The organism is Cognatishimia sp., from assembly GCF_964229375.1.
GTDB lineage: Bacteria > Pseudomonadota > Alphaproteobacteria > Rhodobacterales > Rhodobacteraceae > Cognatishimia.
Genome location: NZ_CAXREH010000222.1, coordinates 1 through 19861, shown reverse-complemented (window position 1 = coordinate 19861; position 19861 = coordinate 1). Strand labels below are relative to the sequence as shown.

The 19861-nt window shown below is 54.4% G+C and carries 19 protein-coding genes; 8 read left to right on the top strand and 11 right to left on the bottom strand.

Annotation, left to right across the window (positions count from 1 at the left end; genetic code table 11):
- Nucleotides 1-794 precede the first annotated feature (794 nt).
- The 7 genes from ACEQWH_RS15835 to ACEQWH_RS15805 form a co-directional block, all read right to left on the bottom strand.
- Complete coding sequence (locus ACEQWH_RS15835; RefSeq protein WP_370232469.1) at nt 795-2330, bottom strand: FAD-binding domain-containing protein; 1536 nt, start codon at nt 2328-2330, stop codon at nt 795-797.
- A gap of 11 nt (nt 2331-2341) precedes the next feature.
- Nucleotides 2342-2506, bottom strand: coding sequence for a DUF2805 domain-containing protein (locus ACEQWH_RS15830; RefSeq protein ID WP_370232471.1), 165 nt, complete (start codon nt 2504-2506; stop codon nt 2342-2344).
- A gap of 61 nt (nt 2507-2567) precedes the next feature.
- On the bottom strand, nt 2568-3803 hold the full coding sequence (locus tag ACEQWH_RS15825) for an FAD-binding domain-containing protein (RefSeq protein WP_370232467.1): 1236 nt from the start codon (nt 3801-3803) through the stop codon (nt 2568-2570).
- Nucleotides 3800-3967: a DUF2256 domain-containing protein gene (locus tag ACEQWH_RS15820; RefSeq protein WP_370232466.1), complete on the bottom strand. Its 168-nt coding sequence runs from the start codon at nt 3965-3967 to the stop codon at nt 3800-3802. The genes ACEQWH_RS15825 and ACEQWH_RS15820 overlap by 4 nt, the downstream gene beginning before the upstream one ends.
- The gene (locus ACEQWH_RS15815; RefSeq protein ID WP_370232464.1) at nt 3954-5486 is read right to left on the bottom strand and encodes a cryptochrome/photolyase family protein; all 1533 of its coding nucleotides are present in this window, start codon (nt 5484-5486) and stop codon (nt 3954-3956) included. Before ACEQWH_RS15815 ends, ACEQWH_RS15820 begins: the two co-directional genes overlap by 14 nt.
- A gap of 196 nt (nt 5487-5682) precedes the next feature.
- Nucleotides 5683-6348, bottom strand: a complete 666-nt coding sequence (locus tag ACEQWH_RS15810; RefSeq protein WP_370232463.1) for an HAD family hydrolase — start codon at nt 6346-6348, stop codon at nt 5683-5685.
- Nucleotides 6349-6507: 159 nt separating this feature from the next.
- Entirely contained in the window at nt 6508-9105 is a 2598-nt protein-coding gene (locus tag ACEQWH_RS15805) for a GH116 family glycosyl-hydrolase (RefSeq protein WP_370232461.1), read from the bottom strand.
- Between the two features lie 141 nt (nt 9106-9246).
- On the opposite strand from ACEQWH_RS15805, the gene ACEQWH_RS15800 reads away from it, so the two are divergent.
- On the top strand, nt 9247-10263 hold the full coding sequence (locus ACEQWH_RS15800) for a LacI family DNA-binding transcriptional regulator (RefSeq protein ID WP_370232459.1): 1017 nt from the start codon (nt 9247-9249) through the stop codon (nt 10261-10263).
- A 414-nt stretch (nt 10264-10677) separates the two neighbouring features.
- Nucleotides 10678-11640, top strand: coding sequence for a PLP-dependent cysteine synthase family protein (locus ACEQWH_RS15795; RefSeq protein WP_370232458.1), 963 nt, complete (start codon nt 10678-10680; stop codon nt 11638-11640).
- A 61-nt stretch (nt 11641-11701) separates the two neighbouring features.
- On the opposite strand, the gene ACEQWH_RS15790 is transcribed toward ACEQWH_RS15795, so the two are convergent.
- On the bottom strand, nt 11702-12136 hold the full coding sequence (locus ACEQWH_RS15790) for a hypothetical protein (protein WP_370232456.1): 435 nt from the start codon (nt 12134-12136) through the stop codon (nt 11702-11704).
- A gap of 296 nt (nt 12137-12432) precedes the next feature.
- Here ACEQWH_RS15790 and ACEQWH_RS15785 point away from each other — a divergent pair, with 296 nt between their 5' ends.
- From ACEQWH_RS15785 to ACEQWH_RS15775, 3 genes are read left to right on the top strand one after another with little or no spacing between them, the layout of a single operon-like run.
- Entirely contained in the window at nt 12433-12606 is a 174-nt protein-coding gene (locus tag ACEQWH_RS15785; protein ID WP_370232454.1) for a Lin0512 family protein, read from the top strand.
- A gap of 14 nt (nt 12607-12620) precedes the next feature.
- On the top strand, nt 12621-12743 hold the full coding sequence (locus tag ACEQWH_RS15780) for a Lin0512 family protein (protein ID WP_370232452.1): 123 nt from the start codon (nt 12621-12623) through the stop codon (nt 12741-12743).
- Complete coding sequence (locus tag ACEQWH_RS15775) at nt 12734-12955, top strand: Lin0512 family protein (RefSeq protein WP_370232450.1); 222 nt, start codon at nt 12734-12736, stop codon at nt 12953-12955. The genes ACEQWH_RS15780 and ACEQWH_RS15775 overlap by 10 nt, the downstream gene beginning before the upstream one ends.
- Nucleotides 12956-13107: 152 nt before the next feature.
- Here the strand turns inward: ACEQWH_RS15775 and ACEQWH_RS15770 are convergent, their stop codons facing one another.
- The 3 genes from ACEQWH_RS15770 to ACEQWH_RS15760 all read right to left on the bottom strand — a co-directional run bounded on the left by ACEQWH_RS15770 (nt 13108) and on the right by ACEQWH_RS15760 (nt 17853).
- Nucleotides 13108-14295: a hydantoinase/carbamoylase family amidase gene (locus ACEQWH_RS15770; RefSeq protein WP_370232448.1), complete on the bottom strand. Its 1188-nt coding sequence runs from the start codon at nt 14293-14295 to the stop codon at nt 13108-13110.
- 149 nt (nt 14296-14444) lie between these two features.
- Nucleotides 14445-15458, bottom strand: a complete 1014-nt coding sequence (locus ACEQWH_RS15765) for a zinc-binding alcohol dehydrogenase family protein (RefSeq protein ID WP_370232446.1) — start codon at nt 15456-15458, stop codon at nt 14445-14447.
- A 19-nt stretch (nt 15459-15477) separates the two neighbouring features.
- Entirely contained in the window at nt 15478-17853 is a 2376-nt protein-coding gene (locus ACEQWH_RS15760; protein WP_370232445.1) for a transketolase, read from the bottom strand.
- A 121-nt stretch (nt 17854-17974) separates the two neighbouring features.
- Between ACEQWH_RS15760 and ACEQWH_RS15755 the strand changes: the two genes are divergently transcribed.
- The 3 genes from ACEQWH_RS15755 to ACEQWH_RS15745 form a co-directional block, all read left to right on the top strand.
- Nucleotides 17975-18427: an Lrp/AsnC family transcriptional regulator gene (locus ACEQWH_RS15755; protein ID WP_370232443.1), complete on the top strand. Its 453-nt coding sequence runs from the start codon at nt 17975-17977 to the stop codon at nt 18425-18427.
- Between the two features lie 192 nt (nt 18428-18619).
- Nucleotides 18620-19264 (top strand): TetR/AcrR family transcriptional regulator, encoded by a 645-nt coding sequence (locus ACEQWH_RS15750; protein WP_370232441.1) that lies wholly within the window; start codon nt 18620-18622, stop codon nt 19262-19264.
- Nucleotides 19261-19861, top strand: a 601-nt coding sequence (locus ACEQWH_RS15745) for an FAD-dependent oxidoreductase (RefSeq protein WP_370232439.1), incomplete at its 3' end; no start/stop codon positions are given. The genes ACEQWH_RS15750 and ACEQWH_RS15745, both read left to right, overlap by 4 nt.

The following is a 19861-nucleotide window of genomic DNA, read 5'->3' as shown; positions in this document are numbered from 1 at the left end:
CCTCAGCCACTCATCGGTGGCTTCAGAGATTCAGGCACTACAATTTAGGCCTTGCGGTAAGCACTTAGAGCACGCATGATTCCAGCAAATGACCTGTAGCAACACGACATGCTTGAATCACTGAGGCCCAGATGCGTCAGGGGCAGCTACGGGCAGCAAGCGTGGGTGGCTAAACACTGTGGACCAATAGCTTCAGGTGAGGTTAGTGAGGCTTTTCTTGCTGCTCAATGGCCTTAGTGCGACTGGCTACCAAATGGCTACTAACTTGCCATAGTTTGATATTTTTTATCTATATACAGTAATTTAAATTGGTAAAATAAGGATTGAAAATCCTCGTGTCGGTGGTTCGATTCCGCCCCCGGGCACCATTTAAATCAAGCAAAAACAAAGACTTGCTGGATCTCTGCGTTGCAGCAAAAATCGCTAAAAACCCGAAAATACCCTATCACAGTGTTAGCACAGTCGGAAAAACACCTGTTAGCACAGTTAGTTGTGAGCGCCGCGCCGTGCACCTAGCACAGTTCCAGCACAGTAGCCTAGCAATGCCCCTCGCCGTGATTATGGCGCTTTGGGCGTGATTTTGTGCTGTCAGGGTGTCGAGACTTTTGGCAGGCATCTTGGGGTTTTGCGGACTGGTTTACTTTGAGTATCGATGATTGCTCAACCATACCAGCACGCCCCGCTACACGAGCTTTAGGCCTACGCAACGCAAGGGTGCTCAAATGCGGATGAAAGGCTCAACCAGTTTTTGAGACTTGCCGTGAAAACCACCGTTGTCACCGTATCGATCACACTCAAAATAAAGATAATTGTTTCAGATCCCCATCCATTGTCGGCTTCGATTTCTTTCTAGGCCTTTTGCGGCTGCCTAGTTTTTTTAATACGGCATCTGCATCAGCGCGAAATCTCTCAGATTTACGCACACAAGAGATGCGCTTTTTGGCGTCGCGTGCGGCGATTTCATGATCGACAATGCGGATTGGGTAGTCTCGGCCTAGTTCGAACCTCGTGTCATCCAGCAGTGTTTGCGTCCACGTCCAGGGCGTATGAATGTGCGCGTTTGGAACGTCCCCAAGTTCCGGCACCCATTTTCGAATGAACTCACCATGAGGATCTTGGTCTTGAGACTGTTTTATGGGGTTGTAGACGCGCATCGCATTGATCCCAGTTACGCCCGATTGCATTTGCAGCTGGCTAAAATGGATTCCAGGCTCGTAGTCGGTAAACACACGGGCCAAATGCGGGCCCGTTCGGCGCCAATCCAGCCAAAGTTGATAACTTGCAAAACTCACTAGCATTGCGCGCATTCGAAACGTGATCCAGCCTTCTGACACAAGATTGCGCATGCATGCATCGATAAACGGATAGCCTGTTTGACCTGTGGACCAAGCGTGAAAGTAAGCGTCGTTGTGGTCTTTTTCGCGGATCCCTTCGAATGCCCGATGCATACAGGTTGTCTCAATCGAGGGCTGATCCTCGAGCTTTTGAATGAAATGGCACCGCCATGCGAGACGCGCTCCAAAGGCAGAAAGGTTGCGACCAAACCGTTGCTGTTCTGTCGGCGACAATTGTTTGCGCCGATTGTCAATTGCCTGAGCAACCTCACGTACAGAAAGGGTCCCCAAAGCAAGATGTGCAGACAGGCGGGAACAGTGGACTTCGGACGCCATAGGCGCTGAGATATGAAAAAGGTATCGCTCAGAACGATGCGTTAAAAAACTGCGCAAGTCGCTAACGGCGGATTTGCGACCTCCTTTTTGAACGCGGCCTTCAACCGGGTCGCCAAACATCGGATCTTCCTTGCCCGGAGGCGGTTGCAGTGGGCAGTTCACAACAGGTTGCAGAGCAACAGGTTTGGGTTTTATCGCCTCTGCCATGCGGGCGTTTCTGATTAAGGACCAATCATCACGGCTGTGCAGACGCCGAACGACGCCGTTGGAGGGAAATTCATGCACTCCAATACCTAGATCTGCACACAATTGGGCGACCGCTAGGTCGCGGGTATATGTCCAGGCATTGCCCGTCTCTTCGTGGCTGAATACGTCACGAGCACCAAATTCTCGGTGTAGATCGGCGATGACATCTACCGCGTTGCCCACCCTGACAAAGAGTGGTTGGCCCATGTCGGTAAGTGCTGAATTCAAGTCTGTTAAACAGTCATGAATAAAGTGCCAATGACGGCGCGATGAATCCGGTTGCTTCCAGAGTTCTGGCTCGACAAGGTAGAGCGGTATCACCGGGCGGCCCGTTTCTGCGGCCGCCAGCAAGGGCGCGTGATCGTGAACCCTCAGGTCTCGTTTGAACCAAACAATGCAAGGCTTTCCCGACATAATGCTCGCCCTTATTTGTAAGTCTCTCTGCGATCGGCAAACCTTCGGACGCGCCTGCGCCAGGCTTTGTAACTCCCCTCATTCAATTGTTGTCGCATCAGAGTTTTGACTTGTTTGTCGCTCACTCCGTATTCGGCTTGGATATCCGCAAAGCTCACATGATCTGAGAGCGCCATTTCAATGATGCCGCTGATATGGTCTGGCGAAAGGGTCGTGATGCTAGAGGGTTTAGGCAATTTACAGTCCTTGATCTGCTAGTATCTGCGGAATCTTTTTCTTGAGTTTAAAGAAGCCTTTCGTCGCATGGGGCCATGTAACAAGGTCGTACCGACGCGGCACAAGAGTGAGTGTCACCCCTTTTTTTGACAGACGATCTCGCGCAGCGGTCAATTTGGACGCAATGGGGCCAACCGGAGTAAACGCTGTTGCCACATGCGAGGTGCCAGCCGTTTCTGACGCTTCTAAAATGGCGTCGGCCCATGTGTCTGTTTCGACCATGTCATATGGCTTGTCCTGGCGCATCAGAGCGTCGCGAACAGCGCCTTGTTTAAAGGACTGCACCAATGCGCTTTGATGTTCTGTGGTCAAACAGCTTAGCCCGATCGTGCCTGTATTCGTATCGCTAAGAACCTGTTCCGGCGTGCAATCCTCGGCCGTGACAACATGCAGGCTGTCTGATGGCAACCACGTGGGCGTTACGTTCAACGAGACGAAGGGGTGATCGCAGCCCTCTACCAAGGCCTCAGCGTCGCGCGCGAGTTGCCCCGCGGGGTTAAACATACCCTGGGTGAACTTTGCAATGTTGTCAGGCCGCGCCAGATAATGCTTGCCTTTGGTGTGCAGCCCAGCCACCCACCGCCAACTGAGCGTGTTTGAGGCCGGATCCCCGTCAATCAGGTTGCGCAAGAAAAAATCAGCGCCCAAATGCCATGGCAAGCGTAGGGTGAAAATCCAGATAGATGCGAACCACATACGAATATGGTTGTGCAAATAGCCGGTCAGTTTCAGTTCATGACACCAATGATCAAAACAGGCGATGCCCGTTTGTCCACGCACGGCGCTTTGGTAGTCCGTTCGCCGATGGGTGTTTTGATCCAATGCATCGCGGGCGCGCTGAAGCTCTTCTTGATAACTTTTCCAAACGCTCGGGTGTTGCTCGAGCCAGCCTTTAAAATAGCTTCTCCAGAATACTTCTTGAATAAATGCCATGGCAGCCTCTAGGCCATGACGCGCAATCGTATGCTCTAGAACCTCTTCTTCGGAAATCAATCGATGGCGTATCCAAGGGGAAAGGGCTGAAACCGTGCTACAGTCAGAAGGTCCGAGCGCGTAGTTCCGTCTTGTCGCGTAGTGTTTTGCAGCACGCGGCAGGAACGCCTCTAGTCGCGCCAATCCAGCCGCCCGTGTCGGAACAAAGGCGACATCATCAGACGGTCGTGATTGGGCGGAATTGCTGTCTTGAAAGGTGTTCAACTTTGCGATGCCCCCGGTTTTGCTTTCATTGTCTTCCCGCGGTCGTTTCTGCAGCGCTCCGAGCAATATCTGACCTCGTCCCAGACGTCTTTCCACTTTTTGCGCCACGTGAACGGACGCCCGCACACCGCACATGTTTTTTGTGGCAAATCAGACTTTTTCATCTGCTTCCATCGCGCTTAAGAACCTGCGACTGTTGTCCCTGACTGCGTCGTGCTTTTCGTCGCTCATTCGGTCCAGGGTCTTGTAGATCAGCCCCATGCGTGGGTTGCCACGCAGCTTTGTTTCATTGCGCGACAGAAAATCCCAATAAAGATAGTTGAATGGGCAAGCGTTTGGCCCGTTTTTGACAGTCGGCTTGTATCGACAATTGCGGCAGTAGTCGGACATCTTGTTGATGTAGGCACCGCTTGCGGCATATGGCTTGGACCCAAGTTGACCGCCGTCTGCAAATAAGATCATCCCAGTGACGTTGGGCAGTTCGACCCATTCATAGGCGTCCGCGTAAACAATCATATACCAATTGTTCACCTCATCGGGGTCAAGTCCCGCGATCAGAGCAAAATTGCCAAGCACCATCAGACGTTGGATATGATGCGCATACGCGTTGCTTTTGGTTTCTGAAATACACTGTCGCAGGCAGTTCATCTGCGTATCCCCGGTCCAGAAAAACGAGGGGAGGGGTCTGTCCACACCAAAGAAATTCATCGCCTGATAGGCGGGCATTTTAAGCCAGTAGATCCCGCGAACATATTCACGCCACCCTAAAATCTGGCGAATAAACCCTTCTACGGCGTTCAGCGGAGCGTGACCGTCATGATAGGCCGCCTCGGCCCGCCTAATGCATTCCATCGGGGTCAGGAGACCGCAGTTCAAATACAGCCCTATATGGCTGTGAAACATCCAAGGTTCGCCCTGGATCATGGCGTCCTGATAGTCGCCAAACAAACAAAGGCGCCGTTCGACAAACGCGCCCAATGCCTCGAGCGCCTGATCACGGGTCACGGCGAAATGGAATGGGTGCAGGTCGCCGAAATGGTCGTCAAACCGAGCCTCAACCAAGTCTAACACCGATTGAGTTATTGGGTCTGGTTTTGCCTTATAGGTATCGGGGATTTTCAGACCATTGGCCGGCGGTTTGCGATTTTCCGTATCAAAGTTCCACTGCCCGCCAATCGGTCCATCTTGGCTCATAAGGATGGCGTATTTGCGACGCATTTCGCGATAGAAATACTCCATGCGCAGTTGTTTTCGACCCGCCGCCCACGATGCGAAGTCTTCGACTGAACAAAGGAACCGGTCATCTTCCCGAAGTGAGACTGTCACAGAGAGTCTTTCGGCCCAGGTCTCAAACTCTTTCAAGAGCCTGAATTCGCCGGGTTTGGTAATAACGACCTCTGAACATCCGTGCCGTGTCAGCGCCTTTTCGACTTCACCGAACAGAGTACCGCTATTGTCAGGATCGTTGTATTTTATGTAGCGAACTTGATTGCCGCGCGCCTTTCGCTCTTGTGCGAAATGGCGCATAGCACTGAAAATAAACGCAATCTTCTTTTTGTGATGTTTAACGTAAGTCGCTTCTTGCCTGACTTCGCACATCAGGATCAAATCGTCGTCCCCAACATCAGTCAGACTAGACAGAGTATGGGTGAGCTGGTCTCCAAGAACGAGGCGAAGTTTCATTTTGCGAGCATTTTGCAATATTCGCTTTGTGTAGTGGTCAACCCAAAGCAAGAATGTTGGATAGGGGGCGTCAAATTTCGGATCTCACTGAGATATCGCTAAGAGGAACCTCCAGCGGGGTGCTTGGGTGGATAACCAGGACCCGCTAGAGACCGTGATGGGACGCCATCTGCGGTTAATCGCGAGGCGTTCTATTTTAAGTCACAGGAAGTGGCTTCAAGATGTCCGAAAGGTCGAGTTCCACTTGCTGCGCGACAAGCTCGGGGAAATCCGCAACATCATGCATTTCGCCAATCAACCCGACGCAACGCAAGCCAGCCGTCCGCGCTGCTTTGGCGCCATCAGGGTTATCCTCGATTGCGATGGCTTGGGCGGGCTGCAAATTGAGGTCTTGGAGCGCCTTGACATAGGCATCGCCCGCCGGTTTTGGGTGTTTCACCATACTGCTGGTTGTAAACACATCAAAATTGGACAGTCCGATGCCAATTGCGTCGAGCACGCTTTCGATGTTTTCCAAAGACGTTGTTGTAACCAGTCCAAGCTTCAGGCCTTCTGAACGAGCGTGTTTGATCGTGTCTTTTACGCCCGCGCGGGCTTCGATCTGTTTCAAGGACAGGTGTTCTTGAAAAATTTCCGACTTACGCTGATGGATAGCGCGTGCATCTACGGTTGTGTTTCTTGCTTTGGCATATGTCTCAATGCGTTTCAGGCCGCCTGCGTCCTTCAGCATGTTCTGGTATTCGCTTTTTGTCCAAGTCCACGATAATCCGGCTTCGCTAAAGGCTTGATTGTAGGCTGCTAACTGGATCCCAGATGTTTCTGCCAGAGTGCCAATTGATCCAAACAGTATTGCGTAAGTCATCTATCCCTCCTGATTAACACTGATACGAACAGGAGAGCGCTTGAGATCAAAATTTGCAGGGCACGAAAGATGCGTGTGACACCGTGATGTCACTCGCTTTTGCGCAATACACCAGGGCGGAAAGATGCAGGCGAAACAGTGCATTAGGATTTAGCAGAGTTATGATCCGTGAGCTTCAGGCAATCGCTCGTAGTAAGTATCGCCTGCCGTCATGTTGCCGGGCAACGAGATGGACTCTGTGCGCGCGTTTGGATCCCGACCTTCGGCTAGTGTCAGAGTGGTTGCAGGCAGCACGCCTTGAGTCACGTTGACTCTCACTGCGTCCCCCGAGTTTTCAATCGTTCCGCACCCCGTGCCGGTGGCCCAGAAAACATGAGTGTGTTTCTTGGGCTTATTGATCCGAAGCTCATCATTGGGAAGATCAACTTTCAAGCCAATCCAGGCGCTATACGCCCCGAATGCCGACATGGAGCGGGCATAGTAGCTTCCGCACTCCATTTCATTCCATGGGCTGCGACGTCGGCCATCGTGGCGGTTTCTAGCAGCGCGAACCAAATCCAGAGCTTCTTTTTCCTTGTCTCGCAGGATCAGATGCGAGGCGACAGCATATTCGTGACCTGTCCAGATTTCTTCGGAGTAGGGCACTGGAACTATCGGCTTTGTGCTTGGCTTTGGCCATGTCGCAACATTCAATCCTCCCTCGTCCTCATAGGCATAGACCCGGTTTGGGTTCACGTGATCATAAAGAGTGGCGTGGAAGTTGTTGTCATAAATTGCAACCAACGCCGCGCCGGACTTTTCGGTGTCAAGAAAACGGGGTAGGCCGACAAGCTCTGCATGCCAAAGTCCAAGGATCTGATCTGCATGCCAGGCCTCTCCGAGCTGATACTTTAGTTGCTGATATTCTTCTGACCAGTAAGTCTCGATGATCCCGTCGCTTATAACGCCAGCGCGTCCTGCATCAGAAAACTGTTCGACTTGAAATTTGTCGCCAAGATCCGTGCCCTGGACATAGTGGTTACCATTGAACAGCTCTTCATCTATGCGCGCGGCCCCCTTTTTGGCGATCTCGCCATATGTTGCCGCACTCTCGGCGTGGCCGAGTGCCTCTGCCATTTCCGACGCGGCAAAAAGTGCGGCCACATAGAAGGATGACAGCCAGGAATTTGGCCCAAACAACTCCATATCCAACGTATGGTGCTGCCGTCCGGTCAGCACCCCGGATCGATTTGGATCCCAGCGGTCAGGGTTGTCAGGCGACCATGCAAAATTCATCGCGCGCTCTACGGAGGGCCATAAATTCAACAGCCAGTCATTGTCTCCGCAGAGCTTCCATTCCCGATATGTTTTAATGATCGCGCCGAAATGACCATCAACACAAGGGCCGTGAATGTCCAAGGCGCATCCATGTGGCAGGCGCTGACGAAACGTCAGGCCACCGTTTTCTTGAAAGTTGTAGCGGAATTCCGTTTCGCGTAGAGAGCGCTCAAGCGTCGGAAAAACAAACGGCAGCGCCTGCTGATAATTCCAGACATGGGTGCAACTGCCCTCGCAACTGCCAGCATCGGAATGTTGCCCCTCCCACGCCCAGAAAGATCCGTCTTCAAGTCGAATGACCGTCTGCGTTCGAAGCAACGCCAGCGTCGAGATGGAAGCATCGATAATTTCAACTGGAACGTCGCTGCCAATCATGGCATCCCGGAAGGCGCATGTCTGTTCAAAGAGGGTGTCCCAACGTGCAAGGGCTTCATCTGCAACCTCAGCGGCCGAGGTCCATTCGTTTGCATAGAAGTACTTGAAAGAGGGGCAATCCTCTTCTGGAACCGGATGATAGGGGTCATCATCGTAGGTCCAGTAGATTTTATTTTCTGGAAAGTACCACGAAATGGCTACGCGCAGTTTTCGGCTTTCTCCTGGCCGCAACCTAAACCGTTGCGACATCGCGCCATGATCAGGCTGGCCGAACATGTGTTGGTTTTTCCGCGGGGTGTCGTAGCGGCGCGTTGGCAATGGCCCGGGTTTGGAAAACTCTTGCCAATAGACGCCCAGATCGTCAAACCACTGCCCTCGGAATAAATGCTCCATGCACTCGGCCTGTTCGCTTGCCATTGCAAGCGTTATGCCGTCCGACTGCGTTGCATCCTCAAATCCGTTCAGGTTCAGAAAACTGCGCCCGTCTTTCTTGTACGAGGAATGGCACCCGTTTTCGCGACCCAGATTCCCAACAACAGAACTGAACATATAGTCCAAGGCTGTGTCCGTTGTGTTGCGCACCTCGACCTCAAAAAGCGCGACAGGCATGCCGCTGTCGCGCTCATTGTGCGGGATAAACGGGCTGAACGCCGTCAGCTTGACGTCAGCGGGAAAGCCTTCGTGAAAGAACTCGATCTCGGCGGTAGGAAAACGGCCCGTAAAACGCGTTGCGGAAAAATGAGGCATTCCAGCCAGTGAATTTCGGTTGGCGCCAAACCCATACCCGTCAAAAAATCGACGGCTCCGCTCTGAGCCGGCAGCGTGCCCCTCGTAGGGGCCGTTGAGGACACGAGCGTCTATCACCTCTCCGTCCTTTTCAACTTTCAACGCAAAATGGCTGATCCCATTTGCAGACTGAAGATTTGGCCGGCCACGGAGCGACCAATCGACCAATCGACCATTTCCCGTTATCGCCAAGCCGCCGCTTCCAACGCCCCCCAGCGGAAACACTAGATTTTGCGTGTTCTCGCCTTCAAAAACAAAGTGCTCTTCCCGGCTTTTCATAGTCCTATTTCCTTACATATCCAGCAATCGCAACGTTGCGATTTTTTCCGACAATGACGCTTGCTTGCACTTCTGAACTACTTAGGGTACCCAGAATCGCAACGTTGCGATTTCGGGCGACGTTCACACAGGTGTATAACCATGGCAACCATAAAAGATGTGGCACAGCGTGCCAATGTCAGCCCTTCGACAGTATCCGCGGTCTTGACCGGCCGTGTTGCCGTTAAGGAGAAAACCAAAAAACGTGTGGAAGCCGCGATCAAAGAACTGGAATACACCCGAAATTTCGCAGCGCGTAGCCTGCGAACTAAGAGCTCCAAGTTGCTTGCGCTTGTTGTGAGTGACATTTCCAACAGGCATTTTGCGACATTGGCTAAGACCGTGTCTTCGATTGGCAGACAGCGCGGGTACACCACATTGATTGCCGATACCGGAGGCGACCCAAGCCGCGAAGCCGCGGTCACAACCAGTATGTTGGAACAGCAAGTAGATGGCCTTCTGTTAGAAGCTAGCCAAGCGTCAGAACACCACCGCCACTGGCTTGAGGAAAACATCTCAAATCTGCCCTGTATCCTCGTGGAAAATGGCTTGCCGAACACGCGTTTGGCTACGATGCAATTGAATAATTATGCAATGGGGAAAAAGGCGGTTCAGCATCTTTACGATCACGGCCACAGAAAGATCGGTGTTCTTTGGGGGGATTTACCCTTTTCGTCTGCGCAAGATAGAAAACAGGGCTGTCTGGATCAGCTTGATAAGCTTGGCCTTAAAAACTGCAAAGAATGGGTGGTTGATGCTAGATTCTGTGCAAAAACGGCCCGAGAGCGGACACATGCCTTCCTGTCTAAAGAAAACCGTCCGACGGCCCTGATCGCTCTGAATGATGCGATGACAGTTGGCGCCCTTGGGGCCGTAAACGCTCTAGATCTTAAGATCCCCGAAGACCTCTCATTCCTTGGCTTTGACAGTTTTGAACTGGCAGACCATATGACTCCGGCGCTCAGTTTGTTTGAGCATGACGAGGCGATCACAGCTTTGGCCACAGAGGCAACAAAGTGTTTGATCGGAAGCATCGAGGGCAAGAACAAAATGGGCCCTCAAAGCTCTATGATATTTGAGAGCAAGTTTGTGCAAAGGGCGTCTGTCAGGCACGTGTAGCCCAATACATTTAAGATCTCACAGAACTTACCAAGACTCGACGTGTGCCAACGATCATGATGGCAGTTGAATGGTGCGCCGATCCCCTCAAGAACTCGTTATAATTCGCCTTCGGAACGGCGCTTTAAGCGCGTTTCGCTAAGCAGATAGGCGCGTGAAACCAGCCAACGCACTTGGTGTTTTTCGATATCGAACCACGCACCACTTACATGCATTTCGGATGAATGAAGTGTTTGCTTCCAACGGTTTCAACGCCTTGGTCAATCGTGCAGCAAAGGTTTCGAAAAGCCCATATTTTAAAACCGCTACACAGTCGCGAAAAGTGGCCGTCCGAAAACCAAGTTGACCTAGCGCCCCAGATGTCTGCTAACAAAGGTTTAACCTAAATGGACATAAATCATCGAGCAGCAAGCAATGACAAAAACACTCGACTCTATTCTTGGAGCCATTGGCAATACGCCCCTCGTACGTCTTGATCGGCTGGTGCAACATTATGGTTGCTATGGTACAATTCTTGCGAAACTGGATCACCTAAACCCGGGGTTCTCAAAAAAAGACCGCGCGGCACTAGGTGTCATCGAAGCCGCAGAGCGGGACGGCACTCTAAAACCCGGACAAACTGTCGTTGAATTGACAAGCGGTAATATGGGGACCGGTCTCGCAATCATATGCGGTATTAAGGGCTATCCCTTTGTGGCGGTCATGTCCAAAGGTAATTCGCCAGAACGCGCGCGTATGATGTCAGCCCTTGGCGCGGAAGTGGTGTTGGTCGATCAATTGCCGTCAAGCCGCCAAGGGGAGGTTTCGGGTGCTGATCTAGCGGAAGTTGATCGCGTTGCGACCGAGTTAACAAAAGAACGCGACGCGTTTCGCGCCGACCAGTTCCGCCGCGCAGGCAATCCGTGGTCTCACGAGCAGACGACGGGGCCGGAGCTATGGGAACAATCTGGCGGTACGATCGACGCTTTCTGCGATTTCGTGGGGTCAGGCGGAACGCTTTCGGGCACATCCAAGTTCCTTCGAGCGCAGAACCCGAGCATCAAGTGTTATCCGATTGAGCCCGAAGGTGCTGCCGCAATCGCGGGGCTGGAATTGGTTAAACCCGAACACCCAATACAAGGTGGCGGATATGTCATGGGCGATCTCAACTTTCTTCGAGGCCTGAATTGGGACGGGTTCTTGCAAGTTGATGGCGATCAGGCAAGACAGACTGCCCGTGACCTTGCTCGGTTTGAAGGCATTTTCGCTGGTTTCTCTGCCGGTGCAAACGTCGCCGGAGCAATCGAACTGTTGAAAGGCCCGCATCAAGGCCAAACCGTTGCAGTCGTCATCTGTGACTCAGGTCTAAAGTATCTCTCGACCGATCTGTTTGCGTAAAAGCCAGTCGCTCAGAATTCTTGGGTGAAGGTCAGTTTTGTCCGCATTTTAGACCCGAAGGTTAGCGATGACTAATGCCAGCTTTCGCTATCCTTCTGCCGAACATTCCCTGATCTGAGTAGCGGATACAGCCGTCGATCATCCCATAGACAATCATGGTGTTCAGCCCCGAGAGCAGTCGGTGGCATGTATCTGACGTATCCTCATCATCCCGCCCCAAAAACTCCCACGTGGGCCCTCCTGACACTTGGACAGTCTTGGCACGCGTTGCGAAACCAATGGCCGTTTTCCTGCGTTCACTGTTGGAGCTGGTTTCGAACGATTTATCGTTACCTTTGCCAGCTGCTGTTGGGTCATGCCCTGTTGTTGCCGAACAGCTTTCAGCAAGGTGTGATAACTGGAGCAAAGACCTGTTGCGCTTGCTGTTCCGCATTGTGACGCAAATGGCTAGAACGTGTTTCAGTTCTGTATCCGCCAGCACCTTCGCCTGTTTCATCAGGTCGCCGGCAAATCGCTGTAAAATATAGTTTTTTCTCAACGAACTTATTGCGGTGCGTTGCCACGTAACGGACAGAGCGACCGTCTTTTAGCTACCAAGGCTCTGTAGTTGGTGGGGTGCAGGCTTGAGGAATATGCATTTTGTTTTGTTTCGATGTGCACCCTAGGAAGTCCATACGTTCCAAACTCTTCGCCAGAACAATTTCTCATGAAATACTAGTGACCTGGCCCCCGAGGCTCCCTCATTCACAACGAGAGTCTACGGGGCTGGTTTTCATATTAGACGTCGTTGGTTTGGGCAAACGCGTCGGGCGCGGAGCCGTCAAAGCCGAGGCCCCCGTCGGAAGGGTCTCTGCCGAAGCCGTGACTGGCGGTCTGGAAGTAGAGATGTCCGGTCACAAAACCCTCATTGCGAATGCAATCGTCACAGTCTCCTACGACGTGGAGTTTACCTCAAAAAACCACTGATCTGCGAACTTGGCATGGGTGCTGACGTGCATGGCCAAGACTATACGAAAGCCGCCCTACGCGGCGTGTCTGACGCCATCCGTCATAGCTCTCTGACGATTTTTATAGCTAAAAGCACCCGTCGGACATGCTTGTAGAGGTCACCGTCGGTGTCCCAGATCCAGAAAAGGTCGATGTACAAACAGTGGCAGCCGCGTTGCTCTTTGGCGATGTCCGCGTCACCGTCGTCAAAGGCGGGCTGGATGACAAAGGAATGGGAGGCGCCGAAGACATCACGCTGGCAGCAGTGGCCGTCAAAGCTTGGCTGGATACAGAGGGACATGGGTGCAGGCTAGTGGATGGTTCGTGAGGTGGGGCTGGTGTCAAGTGCTTCAGAATTTCCCGCCGGTTTAAGGTGGGCAATTCCGTTGAAAACTCGATTGCTTTGATTTGAAGTGTTTTGCCGGTTCAGGCAATGCCGTTCTAAGACAGGCCGCCGTAAACCTCAGACCAAAGCCTCCTTCAAATCCCAACACCCGCCGCATGCGCCAAGACGCGAAGGCCTGCCACCAAGTCGGCCTCGTCGGTGTCTTCCTCAAACGCGTGGCTGATCCCGTCGATTGACGGAACGAACAACATCGCGACAGGCATTAGGCGCGCAACGTTTGTTGCGTCATGCAGGGCGCCTGAGGGCATTCGCCGCCATTGACCCGGCGCAACGGCCTCAGCACCTGTTTCAAGCCGTACACGCAGGGCATTGTCCATCTCAACAGGCTCAAGACCCAACAGCGGCCCCAATTCAATTTCAAGCCCATGCGCTGATGCGACCTCATGCAATGTTTCGTCGATCACCTTTTCCATCCGCATGAGACGCTCTGGATCACCGTCGCGCCACTGCATGGAAAACCTGACCTGTCCCGGCACGATGGACGAGGCATTCGGCGACACAGAGACGTGGCCAATTGTCCAAACAGATTGCGGCGTGACCACATTGCGCAACCGTGCGTTCAAAAGTGCGTTGAACGCAGTCAGCCCTTGAAAAGCATCTCGCCTGAGCGCCATCGGCGTCGTGCCCGCATGGTTCTGCTGGCCCGATAATGTCACAACGCGATCCCGAATTCCGACAATGTCAGACACGACGCCAATCTGCTGGCCGCTGGCATCCAGCGTTGGGCCTTGTTCGATGTGCAATTCAATGAAACCGGTGAACTGGCTGGGATCGACCCTTTCTTGGGCCCGGCTTCCCAACGCTTGCCGCGCCTCTGCCAGCGTCACGCCGTCGCTGTCCGTCAGCCCATCCGCCTTTTCTTGCGAGACCTGACCCGACCACACCGAAGATCCTGTGGTCACACCAAAGCGGCCTTCCTCGTCCTGAAACGACACGACGGAAATCGCAGGGCCGCCATTTTCTTGCGCGGTCTGAGCAATTTCCAACGCGGCAATGACACCTAGCGCGCCGTCGAGCCAGCCACCTGTGGGTTGGCTGTCGGAATGCGAGCCAAGCAGGAGCGATGGCTGATCCGCAAGGCCAAAAAGGTTGCCCATTGCGTCAAAGTGCGGGCGGAGCCCAGCGGCAGCCATTTGCGAGGCCAGCCAATCACGCGATGCGAGATCGGGCTCTGAGTAGGCGCGACGTATCACGCCAGTGCCATGCGCTCCAAAGCTACGCAAGCGGTGAAGGTTCTCTAGAAAACGCGTGGTGTTGATCACGAGGCTAGCTCTCAATTCTGGACATGAACTCAGCCTAGAAAGCCACGGGGCAAATGTGAACCCGTGCGGTACAATCGACGCGCGCCTGCGTTAGGGAATGCGCCGCATACGCGATCGCCTGCCTCGATCTCTTCAGACGATACCGCCGATCAAAACCCTTCTAAAACCAGTTTCCCTTTCGCGGTGCCTGTTTCGATCAGGCTGTGCGCGCGGATCAGGTTGGCGGCGTTAATCGTGCCTAGAACCTCGGTGGTGGTCGAACGGATTTTGCCCGCATCAACCAGTCCGGCGACTTCGTTCAGGATGTCACTTTGGCGAGCAATGTCTTCGGTGCCAAACAGAGACCGTGTGTACATGAATTCCCAATGCAACGAGATCGACTTTTGCTTAAATGGCAGGATGTCAAAGTCCTGGGGATCGTCAATCAGACCAAAACGGCCCTGGGGCGCGATCAGTTCGGCGATTTGCGTGGCGTAGCTGTGCGATTGATTGGTCGAAAAAACAAAACCCGGTGCGCCGATATTTAGTGCTGCGATCTGGTCTTGCAGCGGCTGGCTGTGGTCAATGACATGGTGGGCCCCAAGGTCGCGCACCCAGTCTTGGGTCTCTGGGCGCGATGCGGTGGCGATGACAGTCATATCCGTCAAGGCGCGCAGAAGCTGGATCGCAATAGAGCCGACGCCGCCCGCGCCACCGATGATCAGCGCGGCATTTGCGGCTCCGGGAACAGCGCGTGATACGTTGAGCCTGTCAAACAGCATCTCATAGGCCGTCAGGGTAGTCAGCGGTAGCGCCGCAGCGGCGGGCGCAGAGATTGATTTCGGGGCGTGGCCTGCAATGCGCGCGTCCACCAGATGGAATTCACTGTTGGTGCCGGGGCGCGTCAACGCGCCTGCGTACCAAACCTGATCGCCAGCGGCAAAGCCTGTGACGTCGTCGCCCGTCGCGACGACTTTACCAACGGCGTCCCAGCCCAGAATGGCCGGAGTGTCACCCTCGGGCGCGCGGTGTTGGCGGATTTTCGTATCGACCGGATTGACCGAGATCGCTTGCACTTCGACCAGCAGATCATGGCCGGTGGCCACAGGGGTATCAGTTTCAAAGTCGATCAATGCGTCTGGGCGATCAATCGGGCCTGTCGCGGTATAGCCAATTGCCTTCATTGGATGTGGTCCTTGTCGTTCATTGGGCATGCGCCAGGCGCGGCCCCGTTGTTAAGCCGCTGACAGCAGTCACGATGCCGTCGCGGTCAATGCCAAAATGGCGGTAGAGATCTTGGATCGAGCCGGTTTGACCGAAATGCTCGACCCCAAGCGAGATTGCTTTGTGGCCCGCAACGGAGCCCAGCCAAGACAACGTCGCGGGGTGGCCATCGATGACGGTTGTGATTGCGCAATGGCGGGGCAGGCCTTCGAACAGGCGCTCGATATGCGATTTTGCGGTGGGCGTGCCGCGTGCGCGGGCGCGCTGGGCGGCTGTCCAACCTGCGTTCAGCCTGTCGGCCGAAGTCACCGCCAGAACACCGACGTCTCGTCGGGCCTGAGCCAAGTGTCCGGCTGCCGCAATGGCTTCGCCCGCAACCGCCCCCTGATAGGCGATCACAGCCTCGCAGTTGGGGCCCGGTGGGCGCAGCCAATACGCACCATCAATGGCCCCTTGACGGAACGCGTCGTCGTGCCGTTTGCCGGGTTGCTCGAGCGGGGCCGTGGTCAGACGCAGATATACCGACCCGCCGGTCTCGTCGCGCAACCATGTCCGTTCATCCGGGTCGCCTTCACCATCACGCTGAAGATAGTCAAAGGCCCACTGCATGATCACCGCCAGTTCGTCGGCGAATGCGGGCTCAAAGCTTGCCAATCCGTCCTGCGCCATGCCCGTGAGCGGGGTGCCAATGGACTGATGCGCACCGCCTTCGGGCGCCAGTGTCACCCCTGACGGTGTGCCGACGATCATAAACCGTGCGTCCTGATAGCAGGCATAGTTTAGCGCATCGAGACCTCTGTGCACAAAGGGGTCATACACAGTGCCAATCGGGATGATCCGCTTGCCAAACAGGCTGTGAGACAGTCCGGCGGCGCCAAGCAGCAAAAACAGGTTCATCTCTGCAATGCCCAGCTCTAGGTGCTGGCCTTCGGGTGCAAAGTTCCATTTCGCTGTAGAGGGGATGCGGTTTTCGATAAAGGCATCTGTGATTTCCTTCCGCGCAAAGAGTTTGCGTCGGTTGACCCAGGCCCCAAGGCTTGTCGTGCCGGTCACATCAGGCGATGTCGTCATGATGCGGCGCGCCAGAGCGCTGTCGCCCTTTGACAGATCGTCGAGGATCTTGCCAAAGGCGGTCTGGGTCGACATTTCGCGGTCTGTCGCCAGGTCGATCTTGGGAACATCCAAACGCGCGTCCGTGAAACGGCGCGGGCCTTTGGCGAAGAACGGCACATTGTCCAGAAAGGTCTGCAACCCCACGGGGTCGGCCACGGTTGCCATCGGCTCCCACTCTTGGCCTTCGGGAACGCCCATCTTTGTCTGCCACTCGGCCATCTGGGCTTTGGTCATCAATCCGCCGTGGTTGTCTTTGTGGCCCGCAATTGGCGTGCCCCAGCCTTTGACGGTATAGGCCAGAAAGCAAACCGGGCGGTCATGATCAATAGCGTCAAAGGTCTCGGCCATGGTGTGCACGCAATTGCCGCCAAGGTTTTCCATCAACGCCGCCAACGCGTTGTCGCTGCGCTGGTTGATCAGCGCCGAAACCGGCCCCTGATCGCCGAGGTCGTCCATCAGGCGCTGCCGCCAGACAGCACCGCCCTGATAGGTCAGCGCCGAGTACTCCTGGTTCGGGCAGGCATTGATCCAGTCGCGCAGGGCGTCGCCGCCGGGCTCTTCAAAGGCAGCCCGTTGCAGCGCGCCATATTTGACGCGAACAACATCCCATCCAAAGGCGTCAAAGATCTTTTCGATCCGTTCAAACAGCCCTTCGCGGACGATCCCGTCCAGGGACTGGCGGTTATAGTCGATGATCCACCAGCAATTGCGCAGGTCGTTCTTCCAACCTTCTTGCAACGCCTCATAGATGTTGCCTTCGTCAAGTTCCGCGTCGCCAATCAGAGACACCATCCGGCCCAGCGGAACGTCTTTGCCCCATGACTTGGCGGTGATGTAATCCTGAACCATCGAGGTCAGCGAGGTGATGGCAACGCCAAGCCCAACCGAGCCTGTCGAAAAATCCACATCATCCACGTCTTTTGTGCGGCTGGGATAACTTTGAACCCCGCCAAAGCCGCGGAAATTCTCCATTCGCGCGCGGTCCATATTGCCCATCAGATATTGCATCGCGTGAAAGACCGGGCTTGCGTGGGGTTTAACCGCCACCCTGTCTTCGGGCCGAAGCGCGGAAAAATAGAGGGCCGACATGATGGACACCATCGAGGCAGAGCTTGCCTGATGGCCGCCCACCTTGATCCCGTCTGCTTTGGGGCGCAGGTGGTTGGCGTTGTGGATCATCCAATGCGACAGCCACAACAGGCGCTGCTCGACGGTTTTGAGGTGGTCTATGTGCTGAGTCATAGAGCAGTCATATCAGAGACGCATGTTTGATATTCGCCAATTGTTGCTGTAAAATTCCAAATGAGCGCCTGCATGCTCTAAAAAATTGTGAATTATTGGCGGAAATCTCTAAGGTGCTTCAATGGACGAAATCGATCTGCGAATCCTGAAAGCGCTCAGAGATGACGCGAGGCAGACACATCAGGACCTCAGCGAGGCCGTGGGCCTTTCGCCGACGCCCTGCGCGCGACGGGTCCGTAACCTTGAGGCGGCGGGCGTCATTACCGGATATGCGGCGCGGATCGATGAGGCGCAGATCGGCTTTGGGTTTTCGGTCTTTGTCTCGGTGCGACTGGATCGTCAGGTCGATGACAGGCTTCAAGAGTTTGAGGACCGCATTCGTAAGTTTCCCGAAGTCGTTGACTGCTGGTTGATGACCGGCAGTTTCGATTATCTGCTGCGCGTCACCGTGCGCGACCTGAATGAGTTTGAGAATTTCCTGACCGGGCGTCTGACCAGACTGTCCGGCGTTGCCTCGCTTGAAAGCTCTATTCCGATCCGGCGTGTGAAAAACGAAGCGACGCGTCTGGAGTGATCGCGCCTCAGCACCGCGACAAAGCCTTTATTCACTTAATCAAACCTGCGCGGCCCCCTGGGGTCGCGCTTGATGTATTCCGCTGTTGGATTTTTATAGACATTACTGTACATATAATTTCACATGGCACTGCGAGGCCAGATTTTGAGACAGGCATGGGTTGGACCCGAAGGGCACAGAAGAAGGCGTTTTATGACTGCTGACGATGAAAAACGGCCCCACGGCAATGTCAAAGTCACGCGGGCGCAGTGGCTGAAAGCGGCCCGAGATACGCTTGTGTCCAAAGGCGCAAGCGACGTCAAAATTTTGACTCTGTCCAATCAGTTGGGGGTATCGCGGTCTAGCTTTTACTGGTGCTTTGAAAACCGGTCAGACTTGCTAAAGGCTCTCCTTGCTGAATGGGAAATCCGCAACACAAAGTGCATCGTCGAAAAGTGTCAGATCAAAACCGAGAGCATCGAGCAATCGGTGTGCCTCTTTTTTGAGTGCTTTATTGACCCGCAACTCTTTGACCAACGGCTTGATTTCGCCGTGCGGGAATGGTCGCGGCGTGATCCATCCGTGCGTGCAAAAATAGACGAGGCCGATGCGCTCCGTTTGCGGGCTGTGACGGATGTTTTCATCGCGCACGGCTATGCCCCAAGCGAAGCCGACGTGCGGGCCCGAATTCTCTATTTCATGCAGCTTGGCTATCACGCGCTCGACGTGAAAGAGCATTTCGAGACCCGCATGGCGCGGCTGGAGCAATATCTTTTGGGCTTTACCGGCAAAGCCCCAGACCCGCGCCTGATTGCGCGTTTTCGGACTTGGGCCTTTGAGATTGGAGCAAGTGAATGAGTCGTTATTCCGGATGGAAGGTCTTTCGAGAAGGCCTGCGCGCCGGCAAAGGCTGGGGGCAGGCATGGCGTACACCGCGCCCAAAAGATGCCTATGATGTGGTGATCATCGGCGGTGGCGGGCACGGGCTGGCGACGGCGTATTATCTGACGAAGAACCACGGGATCAAAAACGTTGCCGTGATCGAAAAAGGGTGGCTGGGCGGCGGCAATACCGGCCGCAACACCACGGCGATCCGGTCGAATTACTTCTACCCGGAAAGCGCTGCACTCTATGACAAATCGGTGCAGCTTTATGAGGGGCTGTCGCGGGATCTGAACTATAACGTCATGTTCAGCCAGCGCGGCATGATCGTCTGCGCCCATTCAGAACATGAAATGGAGATGGCCGCGCGGCAGTGCAATGCGATGCAGTTGAATGGCGTGGACGCTGAATTGCTAAGTGCCGAGCAGGTGCGACGACTGGAGCCAGCGCTGAATTTCAGCGACACGATGCGCTATCCCATCCACGGCGGCGTCTTGCAGAAACGTGCAGGCACAGGGCGGCATGATGCGGTGGCCTGGGGCTTTGCCCGTGCGGCAGATGCCGCGGGCGTCG

Excerpts from the sequence above, each read along its gene's own strand:
- ACEQWH_RS15800 (WP_370232459.1), top strand. The coding sequence starts at position 9,247 with ATGGCAACCATAAAAGATGTGGCACAGCGTGCCAATGTCAGCCCTTCG.
- ACEQWH_RS15765 (WP_370232446.1), bottom strand. The coding sequence starts at position 15,458 with ATGAAGGCAATTGGCTATACCGCGACAGGCCCGATTGATCGCCCAGAC.
- ACEQWH_RS15750 (WP_370232441.1), top strand. The coding sequence starts at position 18,620 with ATGACTGCTGACGATGAAAAACGGCCCCACGGCAATGTCAAAGTCACG.
- ACEQWH_RS15790 (WP_370232456.1), bottom strand. The coding sequence starts at position 12,136 with ATGAAACAGGCGAAGGTGCTGGCGGATACAGAACTGAAACACGTTCTA.
- ACEQWH_RS15835 (WP_370232469.1), bottom strand. The coding sequence starts at position 2,330 with ATGTCGGGAAAGCCTTGCATTGTTTGGTTCAAACGAGACCTGAGGGTT.
- ACEQWH_RS15795 (WP_370232458.1), top strand. The coding sequence starts at position 10,678 with ATGACAAAAACACTCGACTCTATTCTTGGAGCCATTGGCAATACGCCC.
- ACEQWH_RS15805 (WP_370232461.1), bottom strand. The coding sequence starts at position 9,105 with ATGAAAAGCCGGGAAGAGCACTTTGTTTTTGAAGGCGAGAACACGCAA.
- ACEQWH_RS15775 (WP_370232450.1), top strand. The coding sequence starts at position 12,734 with ATGCTTGTAGAGGTCACCGTCGGTGTCCCAGATCCAGAAAAGGTCGAT.
- ACEQWH_RS15780 (WP_370232452.1), top strand. The coding sequence starts at position 12,621 with ATGGGTGCTGACGTGCATGGCCAAGACTATACGAAAGCCGCCCTACGC.
- ACEQWH_RS15830 (WP_370232471.1), bottom strand. The coding sequence starts at position 2,506 with ATGGCGCTCTCAGATCATGTGAGCTTTGCGGATATCCAAGCCGAATAC.
- ACEQWH_RS15760 (WP_370232445.1), bottom strand. The coding sequence starts at position 17,853 with ATGACTCAGCACATAGACCACCTCAAAACCGTCGAGCAGCGCCTGTTG.
- ACEQWH_RS15810 (WP_370232463.1), bottom strand. The coding sequence starts at position 6,348 with ATGACTTACGCAATACTGTTTGGATCAATTGGCACTCTGGCAGAAACA.
- ACEQWH_RS15815 (WP_370232464.1), bottom strand. The coding sequence starts at position 5,486 with ATGAAACTTCGCCTCGTTCTTGGAGACCAGCTCACCCATACTCTGTCT.
- ACEQWH_RS15755 (WP_370232443.1), top strand. The coding sequence starts at position 17,975 with ATGGACGAAATCGATCTGCGAATCCTGAAAGCGCTCAGAGATGACGCG.
- ACEQWH_RS15820 (WP_370232466.1), bottom strand. The coding sequence starts at position 3,967 with ATGAAAAAGTCTGATTTGCCACAAAAAACATGTGCGGTGTGCGGGCGT.